Below are 22,165 nucleotides of genomic sequence, written 5' to 3'. Positions count from 1 at the left end.
TTAAAGTGTTTTTAGGTATTCAATGATCGCAATGCGTTCAGCGTCGGTAAGCACCGCCGTAAACTCATGCCCTTCGTTGCCTTGACTGTACATATGGGTGTTGTAGATTTTGCGATTTTCCATGTTTTCGGTTGTGACAATCGGTGGAAAATCGACGTTCCAGGCACCGGTAATGCTGCCATAGAGCCATTCCAATAAACGCTGTGGCCAAGGCGTGATATTGATATTGCGTGTGCTGCAGTTGAACCCCGGTTTGACCATGGGGGGTAAATTCACACAGGCGATTTCGTCGTATTTCCAGCCCAGTTTTTCAGCATCGAATGCGCGCTGAAGACTGGTATCAAAGCCCATCACTGCTGTACCTTCTACGCCTTCCGGTACAGGTGCTGAAACCCGCCGCCAAATAGGTTTGCGATCTTGGGGTTTGAGCACTTCCCAAACGTTGGGTACCGAACCGTTGTGGAAATACGGTGCAGATGCCCACACGCCGTAGAGAGGTTGTGCAAGATAGCCAACTTCCCGGTCACCCCGCAGGCGCTTTTGATTCTGTGGGCCGCAATCATTATCGGTGCCCTTGGTTGCCGGGTAGCCGAAGAAATTATCTGCGCCGGTTACCTGCATGCCTTCGGTGTTAGTCAGCACTCGGCGTTTATCGGTATCGATAATATCCAGTGGCACAATGTAGCCGGCCATGCCTTCCAGCATAGGATTTTCGAGGTAATCGGTGTTGTTCACATAGCGCGGCGAGTAAGCTCCGTGACAACTGGCGCAGGAGCCATTACCTTCCGGGCGTCGGATAGGGTTACGGCGAGTCTGATCCCACATATCCAGTTCATGGAACAATACGGCACCGGTTTCGGCCAGTTCTTCGTCGACAGGCAGAGGGTATTTGGGTGCTTTCAGAGTTTCGATCCATAGATTCATTTCCGGGCCATGCTCGCGCATCCAGTCTTGGCCTTGCTCACCCAGGCCAGCCGTGACGCCACCGAACAGCCCAAGAATCGGCGTATAGAACACGGCATCGACTCGTGGGGCATCCATCGGAAACAGGCCATCGACAAATTTTGCAGGGCGGTGGCCCATGTTCCACCAGTTGGGGGAATCCATGCTGCCGGTGGAGCCGGAGCCAAGAATTCTTAAAAAGCCTGTTAAAGACGGCCAGCCTTTGTCAGGAAACAGGAACGCAATGTTTACAGCGCTGGCGTTGTTGGTGCCGCGGGTTTGGGTCAGATTAAGAGGGGTGACACCGGACGCAAGATAGCCCAGTGGCAGCATGTCACGTAAGAACAGATTCAGGTCGGTAGCACTGGAGCCTCCGAACTGGAAACCCAGATCTTCGCCGTCTTCTTTGGTGCCTATTTCACCGCTATGGCAGCCGTGACAGGTCACACCAATGCGTCCACTCCAGCTACCATCGCTGTTGCGGACTTGAGTGAACATTTCCGGCAGTTGGCCACTGCCGCCGTTGGTCCGATTAGGGTCTTCACCCACCAGCGGGTAGGGGTTGCGACCTTCGGCAATACCCGATCCATAGCGGTTTGATACCAATAGATCGAATTGCTCCGGGCGCTCGTCATACCCGCCCCAGATCTGCCATAACTTGTTGTATTGAGCGGCATTAAATGTGGCGATGCCGCCCACTGCGGCCAACGAGCCATAACGGTTGCCGACAAACAGAGCGGCCACATTTTCACTGCCGGTGTCCATCAGCGTTTCGCCCCGGTAGAAAATGTCTCGCAGCTCGCCACAAGTCTCGGGGTGACCTGCCTCTTGTACGGCGACAGGGTCGGTATGGCATTCTGCCCAATTGACGTTGAAGTGCACGGCTTTGCCATCGCTTATTCCTGGCTGTAGCAATGTCCGTGGATCGACGGGCAGGGGTTCTGAATCATCTTTGTCGTAACAAAAATCCCAAAGTGCCATGCCGCCGCGGCTACTGCCAAGCAGGGCGTCAGGATCATCGTCGTAAACAAAAGCGTGTGCGAATTGACTGGTGGTTGCGCTGCAAAACAGCAGGCAATAGCTGAGCGTGATCATGGCCCCAATGGACCTGACCGGTTTGGTGTGTGTTTGCATTGTGGTGTCCTCTGTGCCTGCCTCACGACGGGCGAGTCGGTTTTTATTTGTTTTTGGTTCAGGTCGACCTACTGCAATATTCAAATTAGCATGGGGTTTTCGATACATCAAGACAATATATTAAATTTGTCTCATGCTGAGATGTGAGGGGTGGTGGATAGATTTATAAGTGCGAGAGTTCAGGAATCTTTCTTTTTCTTGGCCCTTGGGTGGGCCTCGTCGTAAACCTTGGCCAGGTGTTGAAAATCCAGATGGGTATAAATCTGAGTAGTGGAAATGTCGGCGTGCCCCAGCAGCTCTTGAACGCTGCGCAAATCACCGCTGGATTCAAGCATGTGGCTGGCAAAAGAATGGCGCAGCAGGTGTGGGTGAACGTTGCGATCGATCCCCTGTTTGATGCCCCATTGCTTGAAACGTTTTTGCACGGTTGAGGGGTGTAAGCGTGTGCCCCGCTGACTGACAAACAGCACATTGCTTTCAGGGTTGAACTGATCCCGCAGGGGTAGCCAGTTAGCGATGGCTTGTTGAGCTTTGCGCCCCACCGGCACCACTCTTTGTTTGTTGCCCTTGCCGGTAACTTTAACCGAGCGCTCATGGGGATCGTAGTCGGCTAGTTGCATATTCAACAGTTCACTAAGACGTAAACCGGAGGAATAAAACAGCTCAAGGATAGCCAGATCCCGTACCGCCAGTGGATCGCTTTCATCAATGTTAAGTAATTGATTCATTTGATCCACATCCAGGGTGTGCGGCAGCTTTTTTTCTCCCTTGGGAGGGCGAATGCCGTGAGCGGGGTTGTGTTGCGTTTGTCCTTGCTGGATCAGAAAGCCGAACAGTCCGCGTACGCTGGCCAGTAGCCGTTGCAGGGTTTTGCTTTTACTGCCTTTGCGATGGCGCTCGGCGATCAGCACGCGAATGTGGTGGGGTTGGATTTGGTTGTGGCAATGGATTTGGTTTTGGGCGCAGTACTCGGTGAGCAGGCGCAGGTCGCGGCGGTAACCTTCTACTGTGTTGGCAGACAGCATGCGCTTCTGGGTGAGATGATCCAGATAGCGCAGGATACTGTCTGTAAGATCTTCCTCTTCGTGCATCAGGCTGTCCGGCCTACTTGAGGAAGTGGTACAGGCGTCGACTGAGGATGTCGCCTATATAGCGGGCGAAGTGGGTGTCCATGTTAGAGGTGAAATGATTGGGGTCATGGCTGCCGACGGCAAGCAAGCCCAGATCACCATTGAAGTGCAGTGGTATCAGTGCAGCCGAGCCCTCGTTCCGCCCATAGCCGGGGAACAGAAATTTCATTTCACGCTGGCGTAATGTGGTGCAGATAATGCGTTCGCCTCGCAACAGGTCACCCAGCGCGCCTTGCACATTGCTTTGGGTGGTAACCGTAAATGGGCCTTTCTCGTTGCTGTGCTTGAATAGAAACAGGGTTGCTTCATCCAGTTTAAAATCTTTAGTAAGAATTTGGCGCAGGCGGCTGCTGATCTCAGCAACGCTGTTGGCTTCCAATAGCGAAAGGCCCAGGGTTTTGATTTGATTAAACAAACGGTCGTTGTCACGGGCGATGCTGACAAAATCATTCAGCTTGTGGCGCAGCTCGGTGTTGCGTGTGCGTAGCACGTTGGCTTGTCGTTCCAGCAACGAACTGGCACTGCCCTGAGCGTGGGGTAATTCCATGTCGTAGAGAATGTCGGGCCGGTTTGAAAAGAACCCCGGGTTCTGCCGCAGATAATTAGCAACATCTGCTGCTGTAAGCGTGATTTCTTTTTGTTTTCGTTCAGCTGTGGTTTCGGTCATAGGTATACAATCCCATCGTACACGGTGGTAGCCGGACCGGTCATCAATACCGGTTGGTTTTCCCCCTGCCACTCTATTTGCAGTGTGCCCCCGGGCAGGGAAACGTTGACTTGGTTATCCACAAGATTAGCAGCAATTGAGGCAACTGCTGCAGCGCAGGCACCGGTACCGCAGGCTTGGGTTTCCCCTACGCCGCGTTCATACACTCGCAGGCGGATGTTGCGCCGATCCACAATTTCGCAGAAACCGATATTGGCTTTGTTGGGGAAGCGTGGGTGAGCCTCCAGTTTTGGGCCCAGCTTTTCCACCGCCGCGGTGTCTACATTGCTTACTTGAAGCACCCCGTGAGGGTTGCCCATGGAGACGCAGGCCAGCTCTACAATGTCGCTGTCGACGTTGAACTTATACAGCGCCTGTCGGCTTTCTGCCTGCAGTGGAATGTCTTGTGGTTCAAGAATGGGGGCGCCCATGTTGACTGTGACCAGATCGTGCCCCACCAGTTTCAGCTCTATTTTGCCGGTGTTGGTTTCAACTGGAATCACCTCTTTATGGGTAAGCCCTTTTTCTTTGACGAAGCGAGCAAAACAGCGGGCACCGTTGCCGCACTGCTCAACTTCGCTGCCATCGGCATTGAAAATACGATATTTAAAATCCACATCAGGTGAGGTTGGCGGCGACACCATTAACAGTTGATCAAAACCTACGCCAGTATGGCGATCGGCAAGACGTCGGATTTGATCACTGTTAAGCTGGATGTTCTGGGTGACTTGGTTTATCACCATGAAATCGTTGCCCAGCCCGTGCATTTTGGTGAATTCAACTTTCATCAGGGCACCAGGGATTCCAAGGCAAATTGATCATCGTAGGTTTCGCGGCGGCGAATGATGTGAAATTGATTACCGTCGGCCATGACTTCTGCCACTCGATTGCGGGTGTTGTAGTTGGAACTCATAACGAAACCATAGGCGCCAGCGGAACACACAGCAAGCCGGTCACCGGGTTCTACGCACAGCTCTCGATCCTTACCCAGAAAATCGCCGGTTTCACACACAGGGCCAACAATGTCGCAGGCTGAACCTTGGCCCGCTCGGGGTGTGACCGGGATGATATCTTGCCAGGCGCTGTATAGGGATGGGCGAATCAGATCGTTCATGGCAGCGTCCACCACCACAAAGTTTTTGACTTCAGTGGATTTCAGCAGCAGCACTTCTGTTACCAGAATGCCGGCGTTGGCGGCTATAGCGCGGCCGGGTTCCATCAGTATTTTCAATTTACGATCGCCCAGTTTCTTCAGCAGGGCACTCACGTACTCGCTGGGGGCTGGGGGTTGTTCATCCCGATAGCGTACGCCCAGGCCGCCACCAATATCCACATGATCAATATGGATGCCCTGAGCGGCCAGTTGATCAATTCGCTCCAGCAGTCGATCCATGGCATCCATAAATGGGGTTACCGTGGTGAGCTGAGAGCCAATGTGACAATCGATACCACTGACTTTAATGTTCGGTAGCTGCGCCGCCCGTTCAAATACGGCTACGGCCCGGTCTATATCGATGCCGAATTTGTTTTCTTTCAAACCGGTGGAAATGTAAGGGTGGGTCTGAGCGTCCACGTCCGGGTTGACCCGCAGTGAGATTGCTGCAACTTTGCCTGCTTGCCCGGCCACCTCGTTGAGAATTTCCAGCTCTGCCTCGGACTCTACGTTAAAGCAATATACACCCACTTCCAGGGCACGTAGCATTTCCTCACGCAGTTTACCCACGCCCGAAAAAACCACTTTGGCGGGGTCGCCCCCGGCACGAAGAACGCGCTCCAGTTCACCCTGGGACACGATATCAAAACCGGCACCCAGCTTGGCCAGAACATTTAATACTGCCAGATTGGAGTTGGCTTTTACGGCATAGCACACCAGATGAGGGTGATCGCCGAAGGCTTGATCGAAGGCCTGCCATTGCTGTTCCAGTGCCGTGCGGGAATATACGTAGCAGGGTGTGCCTACCGCTTCTGCTATGCGGTTAACGGCAACCTGTTCCACGAACAGCTCGTTGTTTTGGTATTCAAAAGCGCTCATTCAGGAGTCTCTTCCAGAGTAGTTTGTTCGGTTGACTCTTCACTGTTCTTGTCTTTTTCCGGCGCTGGTTTTTGCAGAGCTGCGCAGCTGGGGGTGCGGCAGGGTTGCGCTTCGCGGGAGGGAGGCAGCTGATCCGGCAGGTAAAGTGCGCCTTTTTGGCCGCAGCCAGCAAGCATCAAAGCAGGTAGCAGGCATAGCCCCGCCAGCAGATGTCGTAAAGCCATGAATTCTGTGAGGTTCCGAATCGGGTAAAATTTGTTTGATTATACCCTGTTGCGAGGATTGTCGTAACCACGGCGGTTGGGCTGAATGTGTCAGGTGGCCACTATGCCAAAGGTTGTTTCCCATTGCGCTAACCTGCCCAGGGTGGAATCTACAAATTGGCGCGGGCTTTGTTGCATGTTCTGCAGTTTGTCAGCGGGAATAACGATCTCGTCTGCGCGATGCTTTGCCGACCAGCGCACCAGTGCTATCAATATATGGATCAGGTCTTTGCCCTTGTCGGTCAGGTAATAGAGCTTGCGGCGCTTGCTTTCAGGGTGATTGATCCAGCTCACCAGGTCCTGCTCCTGCAGTTTATTGAGCCGATCAGTCAGGATGTTGCTGGAAATACCTTCGTCGCTTTCGAGCAGTTCCCGGTATTCATGCTTCCCCATAATCAACAGATCCCGCACGATCAGCAGAGTCCAGTGATCTCCCACCACATCGAGGCCAAGCGCCACCGGGCATTGGGATCGGTTTAGATGTTCGTTCTTGCTAACCATAAAATAATTTCACTTGCATAATGCAATTGCTGTATGTATCGTGCCGAATACTTGTATTATGCAATCATAGCGCCCTAAGGCAACAGCTTTCTAACACCACCATGGAAAGGAGAAACGCCATGTTTACTATCTACGGCTATAACTCGTTTAACGGCATTAAAGTGCTGCTGACCGCAGAGGAATTGGGGTTGGATTACGACTATGTCCATGTTGAGCTGGGGAAAGGCGAGCAGAAAAAGCCCGAATACCTGCAGCGGCACCCCTATGGCAAGATCCCGGCGCTGGAGCACGATGGTCATCGCTTGGTGGAGAGCGCTTCTATCTGCCGCTACCTGGCAAACATCAATGATCACCGAATGTACTCTGCCGATCCTTTGCAGGCGGCTCGTATTGATCAGACCATTGATATGATGGTGCTGCATGTTGGGCGTTGGTTGGGGGTTTATTTCTGGCAAGAAGTAATATGTAAAAAATTCTTCAAAAAGACACCAGACGCTGAACTGATTGCCGAGGCTGAAGGCTTTCTGAAAGCACACCTGCCTTATTTTGACCACTTGCTGGAGGAGAATGTTTTTCTGTGCGGCAGTGAGGTCACCATCGCTGACACCATCGCCTATGCCATGTTTCAGGTTCACGAACAGACCAGTGCGGATATTTCTGCTTATCCGAATATACTGCGTTGGTATGGGGAGTTCAGTGAGCGGCCATCGGTGGCTGCTGTAAAAGCGCGTCTCGAGAAGCAGGGGTCGATGCTTGGTTGAGGTGCCTCGATTACGGTATTTTTAACGCCTGATTGATCGCGCTTTCGAGTTTCTCTTTATGCTGCAGATATTGCACTGTCTGCAGTTCTTCCCCTTGTTGTAGATCCAGCTGGCTAAGATCCAGGTCGGTTATATAGCACGGGTAACGTTCCCGATTGCGACGCAGGGATGCAATGTAGCCAGCCACTGCTGCAAATAGAGCGTCACCGTATTCCAGTTGGGAAAACTCCCTGTTGTCACAATAAACGGTATAGAACACGTCCCCGAAGGTTCCGGTTTGAGCGATGGCTTGCACGCTATGGTGGTTGGCTTCCGTCTCCATTGGGGGAAACGTTTTGCGATCTGTTTGCATATCCCCACGGTTGTTACGTTTGATTTCGTAGTAGGCCACTTTACCGGTTGGAGCACGCTCACGCTGATCCAGAGTGCTGCGGCGCAGCTGAATATTTTCAAGAAAGTGTCGGATCGGGTTCAGCGCAGTGTTCTCATCGAAATACTGTTTCTGGGTAAAAAAGATTGAGCCTTTTTCATCGTGAATGAAAATATCGGATTTTTCACTGTTGCGTTGATAGAAAACCTGAATGCGGCCCGGCACGCCCATTTTGGCCACCACGCGCAGAGGGTGCCGTGAGAGTGCGTTTCGGTCTACTACCAGTGGGCTATAACTGGCTTGGGTCTCATTCAGGCAATCGATTAAATCCTTGTGACTGCGCAGGCCTCGTACATAGGGTGTGTTGCGCTTGAATTGCAACATATACAGAAATTGCTCAATCTCCAGAATGTATCGGGTGTTGAGGGCGCGAGTTCCACTGTAGTAGCAGGCGATGATATCACGGAACAGCTCTTCTACCCGGTTTGCGATCGAAGTTGCTCTGCTGGTGCAATAGCAGCGCACGTCCAGGCGCGGCAAAGGAATAGAACCGTCGGGAGGGATTTGTCGCATGTAGTGTACGAGACAGTCAATCAACGCGTTCTCGCCAGAGTAAAGGCTGCAGATGATCTCGCCCCAGCTGTTGCAGGTGATCTGATCTACAGTAATGGCTAAGTTGTGGTGAAAAGCACTGTAACTGAGTGCGTCGCTCTGATCTGAAAGGCGGTGAATCCCTTTTTGTGTCATGGGCCGCATTGGGTCCACACCTGCGTTTATATAAAGCGTGATTTGCGTGGGGTACGCAGAATGTTCAAAATTCTGTTGTGCCGCGTAGGGTGCGCCTTCCGGGTTGGTCTGAAAAAAAGATTGCACGGTGAGCTGCAATTCATGTTCGGTAAGATCCGTACCGTTCGGCTCAACAGAGAGACGCGTATCCTGATCAAGCAGCCCGTTGAAATAGCACCAAGCGATCAACTCTAAAACACTGCGAGTTTTGCGTATCGGCTCGCGGCCTTTTGCTTCTTTGGTTTTCAAATAGCCGGGAAACACTGACCAGTAATTGTTAATGCCGTGCTCGGCGTCCCGAACATAATGAAAGGAGAGATGATCTTCGACGAGCGATGACGTAATGCCAGGGTTAACCAGCTCGATCTTGCCCCCCTTGCGCTCAAAGGCTGCATAAAGCTTGCGGCCAAGAATGTTCATATCATCTTGTTTGATCAGCGCTTCGATGTTGTTGTCACGAGCAAAACTGGATAGAAAACGATAGCTATGGTTTAACTCCTGAACCAGCTCCTGGCGCTCATCCCGCACCCTGTTTACCTTCCAGAACTTACGGTTATCCAATTGCTTAAGATAGGGCTCATCCCAGCCCCATTCCCGAACCAGGCGTGTCATAAGTTGGAATCGCCAGTTGGCATCACCCGCTCGTGGTGTTCGGCTAAGGCTTTCATTGACTTTGAAGTAAAAACAATGACGAATCAGCTCAAGGCGTCGCAATTCGTTACGATTAACCAAATACTGCTCGATTTTACGATACAGCATCACATAAGGATCCAGCTCATCCAGATCCAGACGCCCGGAGTAGACGGCTTTTTTATAAACGATGCTAAGACTTTCTACATTTGGAAATTCACTGGCATACACTTCAGTAAGCACGATTTTTATTACAGATTTGTAAGGTGAATCTATGCCCTTGTAGAGTTGCCACATGCCAGCACCGATAAACTCTCCGGCAGGAAAGTCTGAAATGCCACCAAAGTCTACGCAGTCATCTTTTTTCAGAAAACGTTTGTCCAGCAACGTTTCTGATATTTCCTGATAGCGCTTTTCGTCGTAGGCTGGAATCATCCACCATAAAGGATAGCGGCCGGCCACCATGATGCTGGTTCGATAAAATTCATCCAGTAGCAGATAGTGTTGTGCACTGCCGCAATCCTCCCCTGAAAGATCGCTGCGCACGCCGTTGCGAAAACGAATTGGATCCATGAGAAAGAAATGGACTTCCAGACCCATCGCATCTGCCCACTGTTCTATACCGGTAAGCTTATCCTGCAATTCATCAATCGCTACCTGCTTTAATCCAGGGTCATAACACACCCAGATGTCCATGTCGCTGGTGTCGGAGTGTGCTACTGTGCCAGTGCTGCCCATCAGAAATATGCTGAATATGCGTTCCTGTTGATGGGCCTTGCGATGAAAGACAAAAGAGCGAGAGATGCTTTGTGCTGCCCTGAGATTGTCCTTGTTTGGTGTGAACCCGCTAACGCCGCACGGGGTAGCCCCGGACATATAACCCGGCAAGGAAGGATGGTTTATGTGCAGTAATAGCGGCAGGGAATCCAGGAACATCCGGTGGCGACTGCTGAGGGTAGACAGCATTCGCTCCAGTCGACCACGATTGACCTCAAGGAACCGTTCCTTTAGTTGTTTCAGTAGCTTACGGTCAATACCATCCTGGAGATCCGGCGCAATTTCTCTCTGTTGCGTCATATGTTCAAGTATAGGAGCAGTTTCAAATTTTGCTTGAAATGTACTTGAGGGGCGCGATACTTGTGGGCGTGTTAACAAACAAAATTAGGAGCAAGGCGGATGTACAGATTCCAACTTTGGGTTGGTGTTGTTATGTGGTGGATGGCGGCGTTTGCGCTAGCAGAAGAGGTGGCGGCGACGCAAACCATGGAGGAGTGCATGCGGGAGCAGTTAATTACAGCAACACCGACGATGACCAAAGGGGAAATGGAAGAGCACTGTCGTATCCAGCTTGGAGGTGTGCCTGAGCGGGAGTATTCAGCGGCTCGTGAGCGTATGGCCATGGAGCAGCGTACGGAGTGGAATCCGTTTGTAATAACGCCTCATAACGCCAACTATATATTGCCCTATACCTATGTGGATGATCCTAACCAGGACCAGTACAACAACCTGTATCCGGGTGACCCCATTGACAACGCGGAAGCAAAGCTGCAAATCAGCTTGAAGGTTCCATTGAATGAAGATGATTTGTTGGTATACGGGGATGCAATTTACTTTGGTTTTACGTTGAAAGCATTCTGGCAGGTATACAATCACGATATATCAGCACCCTTTCGTGAAACGAATTATCGGCCCGAAATTTTTTATCTTATGCCAATAACCAGCAATCTTGATGATGCCGACACAGCGTTGGCGTTTGGGTTAGAGCATGAATCCAATGGGCGAAGCCAGTTGCTGAGCCGTAGCTGGAATCGGGTTTTTCTGAATTATTATTATGCGCGGGACAATTATCTCATCTCGTTCCGGCCGTGGTATCGAATTCCTGAAGACGAGAAAGATGATCCGCTAGAGGCAGATGGTGATGATAACCCAGATATCTACAAGTACATGGGGTACTTCGAGTTGATGGGAACCTGGGAGCAGAATGATTATGAGTTCTCATTGATGATACGAAATAATTTAAATTCACCAAACTATGGAGCAGTACAGTTTGATGCGAGCTTTCCGTTGTGGGGTAGGTTGCGGGGTGTGGTGCAATACTTTAATGGATACGGTGAAAGCTTGATTGACTACAATCATCGCAACGAACGGCTTGGCATCGGAATTTTGCTAACGGATATGTTGTAAGGTTTGGGTTATTGAATAGCTTTAGGTGCATCATACTTTCGTTGTAACCGCTTATTTTTTGTCGTGATAGTTTACTCCTGATACGCACACACAATCAGGAGTTTTTATGTATAAGTCAATCAGTGCAGGGGTGTTTTGCCTGCTTTCTTTCAGCGCTACGGAAGCGTTTGCCGACACGACGTTCTTACGATGTTTTTACAAGGCCAGTACGGATACCACGAATACGGATTTTGATTACGAATGGGGATTGAAGTCCTCCAGCAGTTTTTTTCCTACAACTATAAAGGGGCAATGGTGGAACAATGCGATCATGAATGATCCTGCGAATATGTTTTACACTGATTTGCCTCAGTCTACGTTGAAAACATACTGCCAGAACGCATTCACTAAAAAAGGTGTAACTCAGCCATTGATGTGGATGGCCGCTGGTTCGACCTCTGCCAGTTTGAACTACACCATTTGGAGCAATGACCTCAGTGCATCGCAACCCAATGGGATCAGCAAGTTGATCGTATTCGGTGATAGCGCTTCAGATAATCAAAATCTTTACAGCGGTACCCAACAGCTGATGCCTTACCATGGTTCGTGGTTTTTGGGGCATTTTACCAATGGTAGGGTGTGGAACGAGTATCTTGCCGATAATTTGAATATACCCAACTACAATTGGGCGGTAGCCGGTGCCGCTGCAGATGATTATTTGGTGATTCCGGGGCTGGAAGGTCAAGTGGATTCGTATTTGGGATACATGCAAAGCGCACCTAACTACCAACCTGAAAAGTCGCTGTTTACCATGTTCATTGGTGGTAACGATTTGGTGAACTATGAGCGCAGCGTGGCATCTATACTGGCCAATGAACGGGCTGCTTTGATTAAGTTGATTGACTCCGGCGCAAGAAACATACTGGTACTGAACTTGCCGGCATTTGATCGCGCGCCTGTATTTGTTGATTCCAATTCCGAGCGCGATGATGCAGACACGATCCGATCGCAGATTTTAGAGCTTAACAGCGGGTTGGTAGCTTTGGTCAGTGAGTTGAAGACTCAGTATGCAGCGCAGAATATCAACGTGAATTTGCATCTATACGATGTAAAATCCCAGGTAGATGCGATGCTGAATAACCCTGCTGCTTATGGAAAAAGCAATGTTACGGAATCCTGTTTGGAGTTGAATAATCAGTCGTCAGCTAATTATCTGATGGATCACGCCCGCAGGCCCCACTGTACCGATGCAGACAGCTTTGTGTTTTGGGATCGCCTGCATCCCACCACGCACGCTCATAAAATTATTGGTGAAGGTTTGAGTGGGCAAGGAGGCGTTGCTGCCTTTGTGCGCGCGCACTATCCGCTTTAAGCTGAAAAACCGGCTGGGTGATGCCCAGCCGGTCAAACTGTAGTGTGTTTCAATATCTTCTTTACGCCGATGCTTACTGAGGTTTGCCGGTAGTCAGGTCATAACCCACTTTCATGTTCTGGCCATTTTTGTTGGTTTTGTCTGCGCCTTGCAGATCCGCTACGATTTTGGAGTAGCTGAGGCTCAGGCTTTCGTGAGGGGCGCTGCCGCCACTGCCGCTGACGCTGTACGAGCTGATCAGTACGTCTGTTAATTCATAGGCGGCGAACTTTTCTACTTGCTTGGCACCGGTCTGCACGATGTGAATTTGAACCACAACGCCTTCAACGCCGGTGAGTGACTCTTTAAACAGGCCGCCAGAAGCGTTGTCCATCATTTTGCCAACGGATACTTCGCTGAGAGAAGGGCGGGTGGCTTCGCGGTTGGCCATGTTGCCCACTTCCATGCTGATACCGCGGCCGGTACCCAGGTTGAAAGAATCCAGTTCGATCCAGTCTTCATAACCGGCTGCGGTTACGTTGCCTTTGATCTTTTTGTTGTTGAAGTTCATGTAAATAGCCATGGTGTTGCTCCTGAATGATAAAAGAGATGATTTCGTTATTGAGTATTGGTCACCAAACTATCTGGTGTTGATAGTGTTATATCAAAACCTGTGCCAACTATTTAACTATATGATTTTGCTGAGAAAAAATATTCTTATTGCATTTGCCCGCTAGAACAGTCAAGAAAAGGCCTGTGTGAGGGCCGACTGACATGTCACCTTGATCGTGTCACTTCTCAGAACCGGAAGTGCTTGCAGAAAGAGGGCGGGGGAGGGGCTTGTCGAAGTTGCTGGGATCGATTGCAAGCAGGTTAGAGTAGGCTGTAGGCCACCAAGCCGTTGGTGTTATACCAGGCGTGAAGCAGAATAGGGTATATCAATCGCCGATGGCGGCTGTAGAAGAATCCTGTGATCAGGGCCGGGATCTGAATTAGAACCACCCAAGCACTGGAGAAATAAAGAACATGAACCAGTGTGAACAATGTGCTGGTGATGAGGTTGTCCCAGGATAATCCCAGCACGGTTTGTCGTAATCGCTCATAGCTCGCTAGTTCATTCTGCAATAATCCACGAAATACGATTTCCTCACACAGAGGTACGAGTAATATGACCAATAAAAGAGTTCTGGTTTTGGTTGGCAGGGGGAGCTCGTAAGGCGTACCTGCCAACAGCCAGAACGTCAGGGTAATGGCCGGGGCGACCAGTATGGCTGCCCAAAGTAGTTTATTATTGTAATTCATGCTGGAAGTTTAAAGCGTCTCAGGGTGCAAAACCAGTGATGGAATGCGTTGCTACCAATCCAGGAGAGGGTATGCGTGTCGGAGTTGTTCGATCCTTTACAAGGGTGATATTTATGGTTTTGGGGCTGGCAGCATGTCAAAGCCTTCCTGATCGGGCGCAGGTTGGTTCGAGCTACAAGCAGAAGGACGTAAGCGATACCGACTTGGCAGGCCAGATGGCCCCGTTGGTTAAGCCGCACGCAGGCAAGAGCGGGGCCTATCCCCTGTCTTCAGGGTTGGACGCCTTGGTTGCCCGGTTAGCCCTGGTGAATTCGGCGCAGAAAACCCTCGATCTTCAGTACTATATTTGGCATAGCGATAAGGCGGGCAGAATGCTGGCCTGGTCGTTGTTGGAAGCGGCTGATCGAGGCGTTCGGGTGCGGCTCTTGCTGGACGATATGGGGTCTCCGCTAGGGGATGAATCTTTATTGTTAATGGATGGGCACCCCAATATTGAAATCAGGTTGTTTAACCCCCTGTCTGATCGCGAGTGGCGAATATGGTCGATGATGACCGAGTTCGGTCGGGTTAATCGCCGCATGCACAATAAGTCGCTCACTGCAGATAACACGGTTTCGATTGTTGGCGGGCGTAATATTGGCAATGAGTATTTCGAAGCCAATAGTGATGTGGTATTTGCTGATCTGGATTTGGCCGTAATCGGCCCGGTCGTAGAGCAGGTGTCTGATGGGTTTGACCTGTATTGGAATCATGAAACCAGCTATCCCGTGAGTTTGCTTTCTTCTCATCAATTTACTGAAGCGGAAATGATACAGGCACGTCAGGATGGGGCTTTGTATATCGAGGCTGCAAAGCAGTCGGAATATGCTGGGCGCTTGCTCAGTGCGGATCTGGTAAAAACCCTTGGGGTTCAGGAGTGGTTCTGGGGCGAAGCCAGCGTGCTTTACGATCATCCATCCAAGGCGCTGGCAGATGAGCCTGCAGACGACTTGCTTCTGAGTACGCAGTTATCCCAGGTGTTTGGCGATTTGTCCCAAGAGTTACTGTTGGTTTCGCCCTATTTTGTGCCAGGTAAGGATGGAGTTCAGTTTCTTCAGGGCCTTGTCGACAAAGGGATACAGGTAACCATCGTTACCAATTCATTGGCCGCTACGGATGTTGGTGCGGTACACAGCGGTTATGCGAAATATCGCAAGGATCTGCTTAAATCGGGTGTGGTGATATATGAGATGCGGCCTGACCCTAACAAAAAGTCCGAGTCTGCAGAGCATGATAAATCGGCGTTTATTGGCAGTTCAGCCCAGGCAAGTTTGCATGCCAAGGCCTTTTTTCTGGATCGACGTACCACGTTTGTGGGGTCGATGAACCTGGATCCCAGATCATTGCTGATTAATACCGAAATTGGGGTGATTTTACACAGTTCTGAATTCACCGATTCGGCTCATAAGCAGATCCTGCTTTCGGCAAAGGATAAAGCCTATAAGCTGTCACTGGATCAAGAGGGCGACATTATATGGACCGCATGGCAGGGTGGTGCCGCTATTCAATATGATTCTGAGCCAATGGTGTCGGCGTGGCGCAGGTTTGCCGTGTGGTGTATTGGGCTGTTTCCAATCGAGTCGCAGTTGTAAGGCTTAGCTTAGCCATTTGAGTAGTATGGCTTCTATGTGGTCTTTGCGAACGGGCTTGGTGAGGACATCACTCATTCCACTTTCCAGGCAGTGGTCGCGATCTTCTGCGGAAATATTGGCAGTAATCGCTATCACCGGGATGTTGTTATGGCGATGATGTCGGCGGATGATGCGCGTTGCCTGAAAGCCATCCATAACCGGCATCTGACAATCCATCAACACTGCGCTGAAATCCGGGTCATTATCCAGTTGTTCTAACGCCTCTTTGCCATTGCCTACGGCGACCGCGATGTAGTGCGCGTTTTGCAGTACTTGGCACAGCAGTTTCGAGTTAACCGGGTTGTCTTCTACTACCAGAATTTTGTGCTTGGGGTGATGTGACTGTTGGTGCTGGTTGCGTAAAGGGCTCAGTTTGGGTTTGGTGTTATTGCATTCAGTCAGGGGCAAGGTGATGGTTGCTGTGGTGCCTTTGTCTTGCTCTGACTGTATGTCCAGAAATCCGCCCATCAGCGTTAAGATATCGCGGGTCACGGCGAGCCCAATGCCTAGCCCGTTATGTTGTCTCAGGTTGGAATTGTCTTCTTGATCGAAGGCTTCGAACAGATGTTTTAGTTTTTCTTTGCTAATGCCTCGCCCAGTGTCTTGTATGCTGATTTGGAATTTAGGCTGGGAACCGATAACTTTCCTGGCTGAAATACTGATGTGGCCTTGTTGAGTGAATGCGTACGCGTTTTTTATCAGTTCTACCGCCATCGTCGTGATCTTTCTCTCGTCTGTCAGGATGAAGTCGGGCAGGCTATCATCCCAGTTCAGATGAAAGTGCAGGCTCTGGTTATCGTTCACCGAAACGAAATAGTCATAAATACTGGTCAGTATCCATTTTAAATCTACGGGCTCCTGTATCAATTTGATGTTGCCACGCCTTAGCTCCACAAAATTGAACATGGATTCAATGAGGTTCATAAGGTGGGTGCTGGAGTTTTCAGCGGTTTTTAGAAGCTGGCGGTCGGAGGGCTTATCGATATTCTGCTTTAACAGCTCAAGGCTCAGCTTGATACCGTTGACCGGTGTTAGCAGTTCATGTGTGATGGTCGACATGAAATCGTCTTTCATTTTGTTGGCATTTTCGGAGATGTGCAGTGCTTTTTTTTGCAGGGTGTTTACGCGATCTGCAAGCCCCATAGAGAGCAGTATTGCCTCCAGCGTTCCCCCGATTTGAACCGAATTTTCCAGAATTGGCAGGGTGGGAAGTATGCCGACGATCACCAGTATATGAACGAGTGATAACAGCAATAATATGAGCCAGGCCAGGAGGTAAAAACCAGCGGGGCGAGAGCCTTGTTTCAGCGCGTATGCGGCGGCCAGCATGCTGGTGGTGACGACGAGAAAGCCTATCACGGAGATGAGCATCACGATCAGCTGGTAGTTGATAAATAGACTCAAGCCGCCAATCAAAAAGCAAAGCAGGGAAAGGATGCCTAAGGCCTGATTAAGGGGGCGATGATATTTGTGAAGTTGAATGAAATTTTGGGCAAATTTGCCACAAAACCCAACGGACAGGCAGGCGGCAAAGAGGTTGCTGACGTTGTTCCACCAGATGCTGTGAGGCCAGAAGTGAACGGCGGCATATCCATGTAATGCAATCTGGAAAACAGCGGTACTGGCAATAAAACCGGTGTAGTAAAGATAGCTCCGATCGCGTATGACCAGAAACACGAAGAAATTATAAAGTGCCATGACGCTCATAACCCCAAAATAGGCACCTTGGAAGTACTGCTCGTTTATGGAACGTTCCTGCAGGGCATCCTGCGTCATGACTTTCAGATTAAGGATGATAGAGCTTTGGGTTTTAATGCGCAGATAGTAGGTGTGTACCTTGTCGTTGGGCAGTAATGGGAACTGTGTATAGGTTTGCTTGCGCCTACCACTGGGTGGAGGCACTAAATCGCCACCGCGATACTGATTAAAGGCTCCGGGCTGATCCAGCGAAGGGCTAAAGAAGTCAATGTAATCCAGAGGGGCATAGCGTACTTGGAGCAGCCAGTCTTTTGTGCTGCTTAGGTTGGCTATGCGAAATCGTACCCAATAAACCGATGAGCTGAATCCAAATGATGGGCGCGCGCTCTGGGAGGGGGTGAATTGTTTGGATGCTCGTATCTGATCGAAGCTCAGTTGGCCAGATGGGTCTGCCAAAAACTCGATTTTATCACCGATATCTAATACAGGTGAGCTGTCGTAGAGCGATATGATGGCCTTACTGTTGCTGCAAAACAGTAGCAAAAACAGAAGGATGGTGTGCCTCGCACGGAGCTTCCGCCTGTCCATAGGCTAACCGGACTTCCATATGTTGTGATTGGATTCATTCCAGTATAGATCAGGGCGATCAGGGTGAAGGGTTACCCGGTGGGTATTGCTGTAGAATTGCAGAAACGGCGCGATCGATCTTTTCAGTGCGCTCGGCCACGGTCATGCTATCTGCCGAAGCGGTGGTGACTTTGCTGCTGGTAGATCCGCGCCATTTAAGTGTGTTGCTGGCTGGATCAATAAAATCGATGATCAGGCTGGCTTCGGTGTAGTCCACAACCTGCACCTCTGTGCTGGCCACGGGGGCCGGATAATAGCAGCGATAGCAACGTGCGTAGCCGTAAAAGCTGTTATAGCGTTGGTAGGTACGAATGTCTTGTTGCTTCTCGGTAGTGGCGAAGTAACTGATCCAGATGTCTGCGCTGGCTTTGTCTACTTGCGTGAAGCCTTTCAGTGCCAGTTGTTTTTGTAGTGCGTTCTCAATGCGGCCCTTTAACAGGTCGTTGCGAGTGGTTTGTATGGCTTCCGGTGTAATTAAGGCATAGCTGGTTTTGTTATTAAAACTGAATTGCTCGTCGTAATCCGTGCTGACCCTGAAGCTGGTGCTGCACGCGCTCAGAGCTAATGCGGCAATCAATAATGTCAGTTTTAACATGGGCATGCATAATACTCGCAGAGAAACGTCGCAACCATCATCGTTGGTTGGCCAGGAAATTTCAAGGCTCGGCCCGCAATAGTGATTTCAGTCGATGTCAGTCGGAATCCAGTGATTCGGGCAGAGCGGCAATGATTCCATCCAACAGCTCCGACATTACCCGGTTTTGCAGGTCGCGGTCTTCGGTTACGCCGGTGCGCACCACTACCAGTTTCAGCGAAGGAACAATAACAACCCGCTGGCCCTGGTGGCCGACGAGAGCGTAGGCATCACTGGGCACATTCTTCCAGCGATTGCCATTAGTGTTGAGCCAAAGCTGGGCGCCGTAGTCATCTGCCACGGGGGAGGGTGTGGTAGCAAACTTCACCCAATCTTCGGTAAGAATTTGTTTGTGCTTCCATTTGCCCTTCTGTAAATACAGCTGGCCGATACGGGCCCAGTCTCGCGCTGTCATGTAGCCGTAGGCGCCACCTACAAAGTGGCCCGTTGCGTCAAATTCAATCAGTGCGCTGGTAATATCAATGGCGTGGAAAAAATGCTTTTCGTAGAAAGCATAAACATCCTGTTGGGTGTTGCCGGTCAGTGCCTGAATCGCGGCTGCCAGGCGGTTGGTTTCAGCAGTGGAATATTTAAACTCGGTATAGGGCGGTGTTACGACGGGTTGGTTGATGGCGTAGGCGTACTGATTGCTTTCTTTATACAGCATTTGGGTAACGTCAGAGAAACCGCTGTAATCTTCATTCACTTCCAGTCCCGATGACATATGCAGCAGATGGCGTAGAGTGATGTGATGCTTGTCGGTGCCATGCCAGTCAGGTATGGGGGCTGGGTCGTCCAGTTTTATCTTGCCTTCACTGACCAGTATGCCTGCGAGCGTGCCGGTGATGGATTTGGTCATGGACCAGCCAGGCAGTCGGGTATGTTCATTGGCCCCTAAGTCATAACGCTCTGCAATCATTTGACCATCGTAGGCCACCAAGACAGCGGTGGTCAGGACGGTCTCGTCTTCCGGTTCTATAAAGGCATTGTCGATTGCGTTTTGAAGTTGGCTGTAATTGATATCACTGACGTTGCTGAGCGCCCCTGCTGCACCATAGGGCCATGGTTCAGAGTCACTCAGCTCAGGCGGCGTGATGGATTGAAAGGGGATTCCGTCTACGTCGTTCAAATTTTGATCTATCAGCAGGGTGCAGCCTTTGCCCTCTCGATATATGGCTGTGGCGCTGCCTTTGCCATCACCGAAAATAACGTCTCTTACGTTCACCGAATAATCACTATGATCTATACGAATATCCCATATCCAGGGCAAGGGCTGCACTTTAGGGGCAATAAAGGTATCCCTTACCAGGCTTTCATCCAGGCCGCTGGTGAATATAAAGGAGCATAAGTGTTTGGCGGAGTAGCCCTTGCCTATGGGCAAGTCATCCAGCAGGTCGCATGCAGTCAGTGGCAGGATCAATAGCACTACGGCGGTTTTCAATGGATTTTTCATATTGTTCTTATTATTGGAATCAGATAATCACCATTTTAGTGCCAATTCTGATTGATTGCACACCTTTGCACCTTTAACAAACGGCCAGTATGAGCATCTGATCACGTGATAAAAGGCATTACGTTTACCCCATTGATTGCTGGGGGCCGTACTGAAGCCATGAATTTTTTGAGTTGGGGGTGCTTGCGCCTGGTCTGGGCCGGTGGCCAAGGTAATCGTTACACGAATGTATTAACTTTACAGATCGTACAGCAGTGCAATCACCGTAGTGGTGGCCAGCCCAATGAACAGGTTCATGGGCAGGCCCACCTTAAGAAAATCCTTGAAGGTATAGTTGCCGGGGCCATACACCATCAGGTTGGTGTGATAACCCAACGGCGTGGCGAAACTGGCCGATGCCGCCATCATGATCGTCAGCATGTAGGGTATTGGATCCAGTTGCATGTGCGTGGTGATCTGCAGGGCAATTGGCAGCATCAGTATGGCGGTACTGTTGTTGGTAATGAACTCCGTGAGTAACGAAACCACAATATACAGCGTAATGAGCAGTAGCAGCGGGTTACCCGCGCTAATGGAGATCATCAATTGGGCCAGCAGCTCTGCTGCACCGGTTTTGTGTAGGGCTGCACCCAGCGCAAAGGAGGCACCAATGGTGATCAATACGGTAAGATCCAGGCTGCGGTGCGCCTGGGTGATGGAGCAGCAGCGCAGCCCGATCATGGCACCGGCTCCAACCAATGCAGCGTTCAGAATGGAGGCAAACCCAATTGCGACGCTGATCACGACCGCAGCCAGTATTGCCCAAGCCAGCAGTGCTTTGTTGTGGCGTACGGATTCCCGCTCTAAATCATTGACCAGCAGGAAGTCACGGTTGTGACGCTGTTGGCGGGCAAAGTTGGGGCGTGCTTCCAGCAGCAGCGTGTCACCTGCTCGCAGTGTGATGGCCCCCAGGTTTTGTGACACCCGTTCGCCGTTGCGGGCCACTGCCAGCACCACGGCACCGTAGCGGTCGCGGAACTGGCTGTCTTTGATGCTGAGACCCAGCACGGCAGAATGGGGCGATAGCACCGCTTCCACCAGAGAGCGTTCCGGGCGATCGGATTCCAGAGGGGTTTCGTCCTGGTGATTGGAAGGCACGATGCCGCGAATGGCCAGCAGGTCTGACAGGGCATCGGTGTCACCGGCAAAGGTGAGGCGATCCCCGCCTCTTAGCTTTTCCAATGGCGAAACTGCCGCAAGCAGGCTGCCGTCCCGTTCTATTTCTGCCAGAAACACCCGTTTCAGGTTGCGCAGTCCGGCTTCTGAAATAGTCTTGCCTTCTAATGGCCCTGCCGATGCTACGGTGACATCGAGGGTGAATTCGCGCAGTTTGGCGAAGGCTTGCCGTTGTTTGTGAGCAGGCAAAAAGCGCGGCACAACCCAAATCAACAGTATCAAGCCGCACAGCGCAACCGGTACGCCCACCGGCGATATGCTAAACAGGCCAAGGGAGTTGTCACCGGTGAGTTCGGCGTATTGGCTGCTGACGATAAGGTTGGTGCTGGTGCCAATCAGCGTCATGGTGCCGCCCAGGATCGAGGCGTAGCTGAGGGGTATCAATAATTTGGACGCGGGGATGTCGATTTTGGCCGCCCAGCTGCGCACCGTGGGAATCAGTGTGGCCACCACGGGCGTGTTGTTCAGGAAGGCGCTCAGCATGATGGTGGGAGCACACAAGCGCAGGATGGCGGTAGTAAGGGATTTGGGGTGGCCCAGCATTTTGTTCTCAATGCTGTGGATGGCTCCGGAACCCTGCATGCCGGCAGCGATGACGAACATGGCGGCAACGGTCATCAGGCCGGGGTTGCTGAAGCCATCAAGCGCTTCATTGGCAGAGAGAATGCCGCTTAGACTGAGTACGGTCAAAGCGGCCATCATCACCAAATGGGGAGCGAGATCGGTGCGCAGCAGGGTGATAAGGACGGCGGCCAACAGCCCGATAGTGAACCACGCTTCCCAACCCATAATTGTAT

General features: G+C 50.9%; 18 protein-coding genes. 4 read left to right on the top strand and 14 right to left on the bottom strand.

The features are described from left to right. The 7 genes from roxB to Kalk_RS09225 form a co-directional block, all read right to left on the bottom strand. Positions 1–2,076 carry a rubber dioxygenase RoxB gene (roxB, locus tag Kalk_RS09255; protein WP_101893967.1) on the bottom strand — a complete coding sequence of 692 codons (2,076 nt, stop codon included), beginning with the start codon at positions 2,074–2,076 and terminating at the stop codon, positions 1–3. A 179-nt stretch (positions 2,077–2,255) separates the two neighbouring features. Then, positions 2,256–3,167: a tyrosine recombinase XerC gene (gene xerC / locus Kalk_RS09250; protein ID WP_101893966.1), complete on the bottom strand. Its 912-nt coding sequence runs from the start codon at positions 3,165–3,167 to the stop codon at positions 2,256–2,258. A gap of 13 nt (positions 3,168–3,180) precedes the next feature. Next, positions 3,181–3,873 (bottom strand): DUF484 family protein, encoded by a 693-nt coding sequence (locus Kalk_RS09245; protein WP_101893965.1) that lies wholly within the window; start codon positions 3,871–3,873, stop codon positions 3,181–3,183. Further along, positions 3,870–4,700, bottom strand: a complete 831-nt coding sequence (gene dapF, locus Kalk_RS09240; protein ID WP_101893964.1) for a diaminopimelate epimerase — start codon at positions 4,698–4,700, stop codon at positions 3,870–3,872. Before dapF ends, Kalk_RS09245 begins: the two co-directional genes overlap by 4 nt. Beyond that, positions 4,700–5,944, bottom strand: a complete 1,245-nt coding sequence (lysA, locus tag Kalk_RS09235; protein ID WP_101893962.1) for a diaminopimelate decarboxylase — start codon at positions 5,942–5,944, stop codon at positions 4,700–4,702. Before lysA ends, dapF begins: the two co-directional genes overlap by 1 nt. Beyond that, positions 5,941–6,168, bottom strand: a complete 228-nt coding sequence (lptM, locus tag Kalk_RS21770) for an LPS translocon maturation chaperone LptM (RefSeq protein ID WP_101893960.1) — start codon at positions 6,166–6,168, stop codon at positions 5,941–5,943. Before lptM ends, lysA begins: the two co-directional genes overlap by 4 nt. A 90-nt stretch (positions 6,169–6,258) precedes the next feature. Further along, entirely contained in the window at positions 6,259–6,708 is a 450-nt protein-coding gene (locus Kalk_RS09225; protein WP_101893958.1) for a winged helix-turn-helix transcriptional regulator, read from the bottom strand. Positions 6,709–6,827: 119 nt separating this feature from the next. On the opposite strand from Kalk_RS09225, the gene Kalk_RS09220 reads away from it, so the two are divergent. Further along, positions 6,828–7,469, top strand: a complete 642-nt coding sequence (locus tag Kalk_RS09220; protein WP_158643401.1) for a glutathione S-transferase family protein — start codon at positions 6,828–6,830, stop codon at positions 7,467–7,469. Between the two features lie 10 nt (positions 7,470–7,479). Here Kalk_RS09220 and Kalk_RS09215 read toward each other — a convergent pair whose 3' ends face one another. Further along, positions 7,480–10,332 carry a class I adenylate cyclase gene (locus Kalk_RS09215; protein WP_101893954.1) on the bottom strand — a complete coding sequence of 951 codons (2,853 nt, stop codon included), beginning with the start codon at positions 10,330–10,332 and terminating at the stop codon, positions 7,480–7,482. Between the two features lie 99 nt (positions 10,333–10,431). On the opposite strand from Kalk_RS09215, the gene Kalk_RS09210 reads away from it, so the two are divergent. Next, a complete protein-coding gene (locus Kalk_RS09210; RefSeq protein WP_101893952.1) occupies positions 10,432–11,439 on the top strand; it encodes a phospholipase A in 1,008 nt (335 codons plus the stop codon). A gap of 106 nt (positions 11,440–11,545) precedes the next feature. Continuing rightward, entirely contained in the window at positions 11,546–12,790 is a 1,245-nt protein-coding gene (locus Kalk_RS09205; RefSeq protein WP_101893951.1) for an SGNH/GDSL hydrolase family protein, read from the top strand. 73 nt (positions 12,791–12,863) lie between these two features. On the opposite strand, the gene Kalk_RS09200 is transcribed toward Kalk_RS09205, so the two are convergent. Both Kalk_RS09200 and mrtJ read right to left on the bottom strand, forming a co-directional pair. Then, positions 12,864–13,352, bottom strand: coding sequence for an Hcp family type VI secretion system effector (locus Kalk_RS09200; RefSeq protein ID WP_101893950.1), 489 nt, complete (start codon positions 13,350–13,352; stop codon positions 12,864–12,866). 290 nt (positions 13,353–13,642) lie between these two features. Next, positions 13,643–14,071, bottom strand: a complete 429-nt coding sequence (gene mrtJ, locus Kalk_RS09195; protein WP_101893949.1) for a JDVT-CTERM system glutamic-type intramembrane protease MrtJ — start codon at positions 14,069–14,071, stop codon at positions 13,643–13,645. Positions 14,072–14,142: 71 nt separating this feature from the next. Between mrtJ and Kalk_RS09190 the strand changes: the two genes are divergently transcribed. Further along, positions 14,143–15,702: a phospholipase D family protein gene (locus tag Kalk_RS09190; protein ID WP_158643400.1), complete on the top strand. Its 1,560-nt coding sequence runs from the start codon at positions 14,143–14,145 to the stop codon at positions 15,700–15,702. Between the two features lie 3 nt (positions 15,703–15,705). Here the strand turns inward: Kalk_RS09190 and Kalk_RS09185 are convergent, their stop codons facing one another. The 4 genes from Kalk_RS09185 to Kalk_RS09170 form a co-directional block, all read right to left on the bottom strand. Then, positions 15,706–18,027, bottom strand: a complete 2,322-nt coding sequence (locus Kalk_RS09185; protein WP_101893946.1) for a 7TM diverse intracellular signaling domain-containing protein — start codon at positions 18,025–18,027, stop codon at positions 15,706–15,708. A gap of 58 nt (positions 18,028–18,085) precedes the next feature. After that, positions 18,086–18,667 carry a DUF4136 domain-containing protein gene (locus Kalk_RS09180; protein ID WP_101893945.1) on the bottom strand — a complete coding sequence of 194 codons (582 nt, stop codon included), beginning with the start codon at positions 18,665–18,667 and terminating at the stop codon, positions 18,086–18,088. A 91-nt stretch (positions 18,668–18,758) separates the two neighbouring features. After that, positions 18,759–20,153: a serine hydrolase domain-containing protein gene (locus Kalk_RS09175; RefSeq protein WP_101893944.1), complete on the bottom strand. Its 1,395-nt coding sequence runs from the start codon at positions 20,151–20,153 to the stop codon at positions 18,759–18,761. A gap of 237 nt (positions 20,154–20,390) precedes the next feature. Further along, the gene (locus Kalk_RS09170) at positions 20,391–22,157 is read right to left on the bottom strand and encodes an SLC13 family permease (protein ID WP_101893943.1); all 1,767 of its coding nucleotides are present in this window, start codon (positions 22,155–22,157) and stop codon (positions 20,391–20,393) included. Positions 22,158–22,165 lie beyond the last annotated feature (8 nt).

It is taken from the genome of Ketobacter alkanivorans (assembly GCF_002863865.1).
GTDB lineage: Bacteria > Pseudomonadota > Gammaproteobacteria > Pseudomonadales > Ketobacteraceae > Ketobacter > Ketobacter alkanivorans.
Note: the sequence above shows the minus strand (reverse complement) of the source record. Positions and strands in the feature narration are given on the sequence as shown.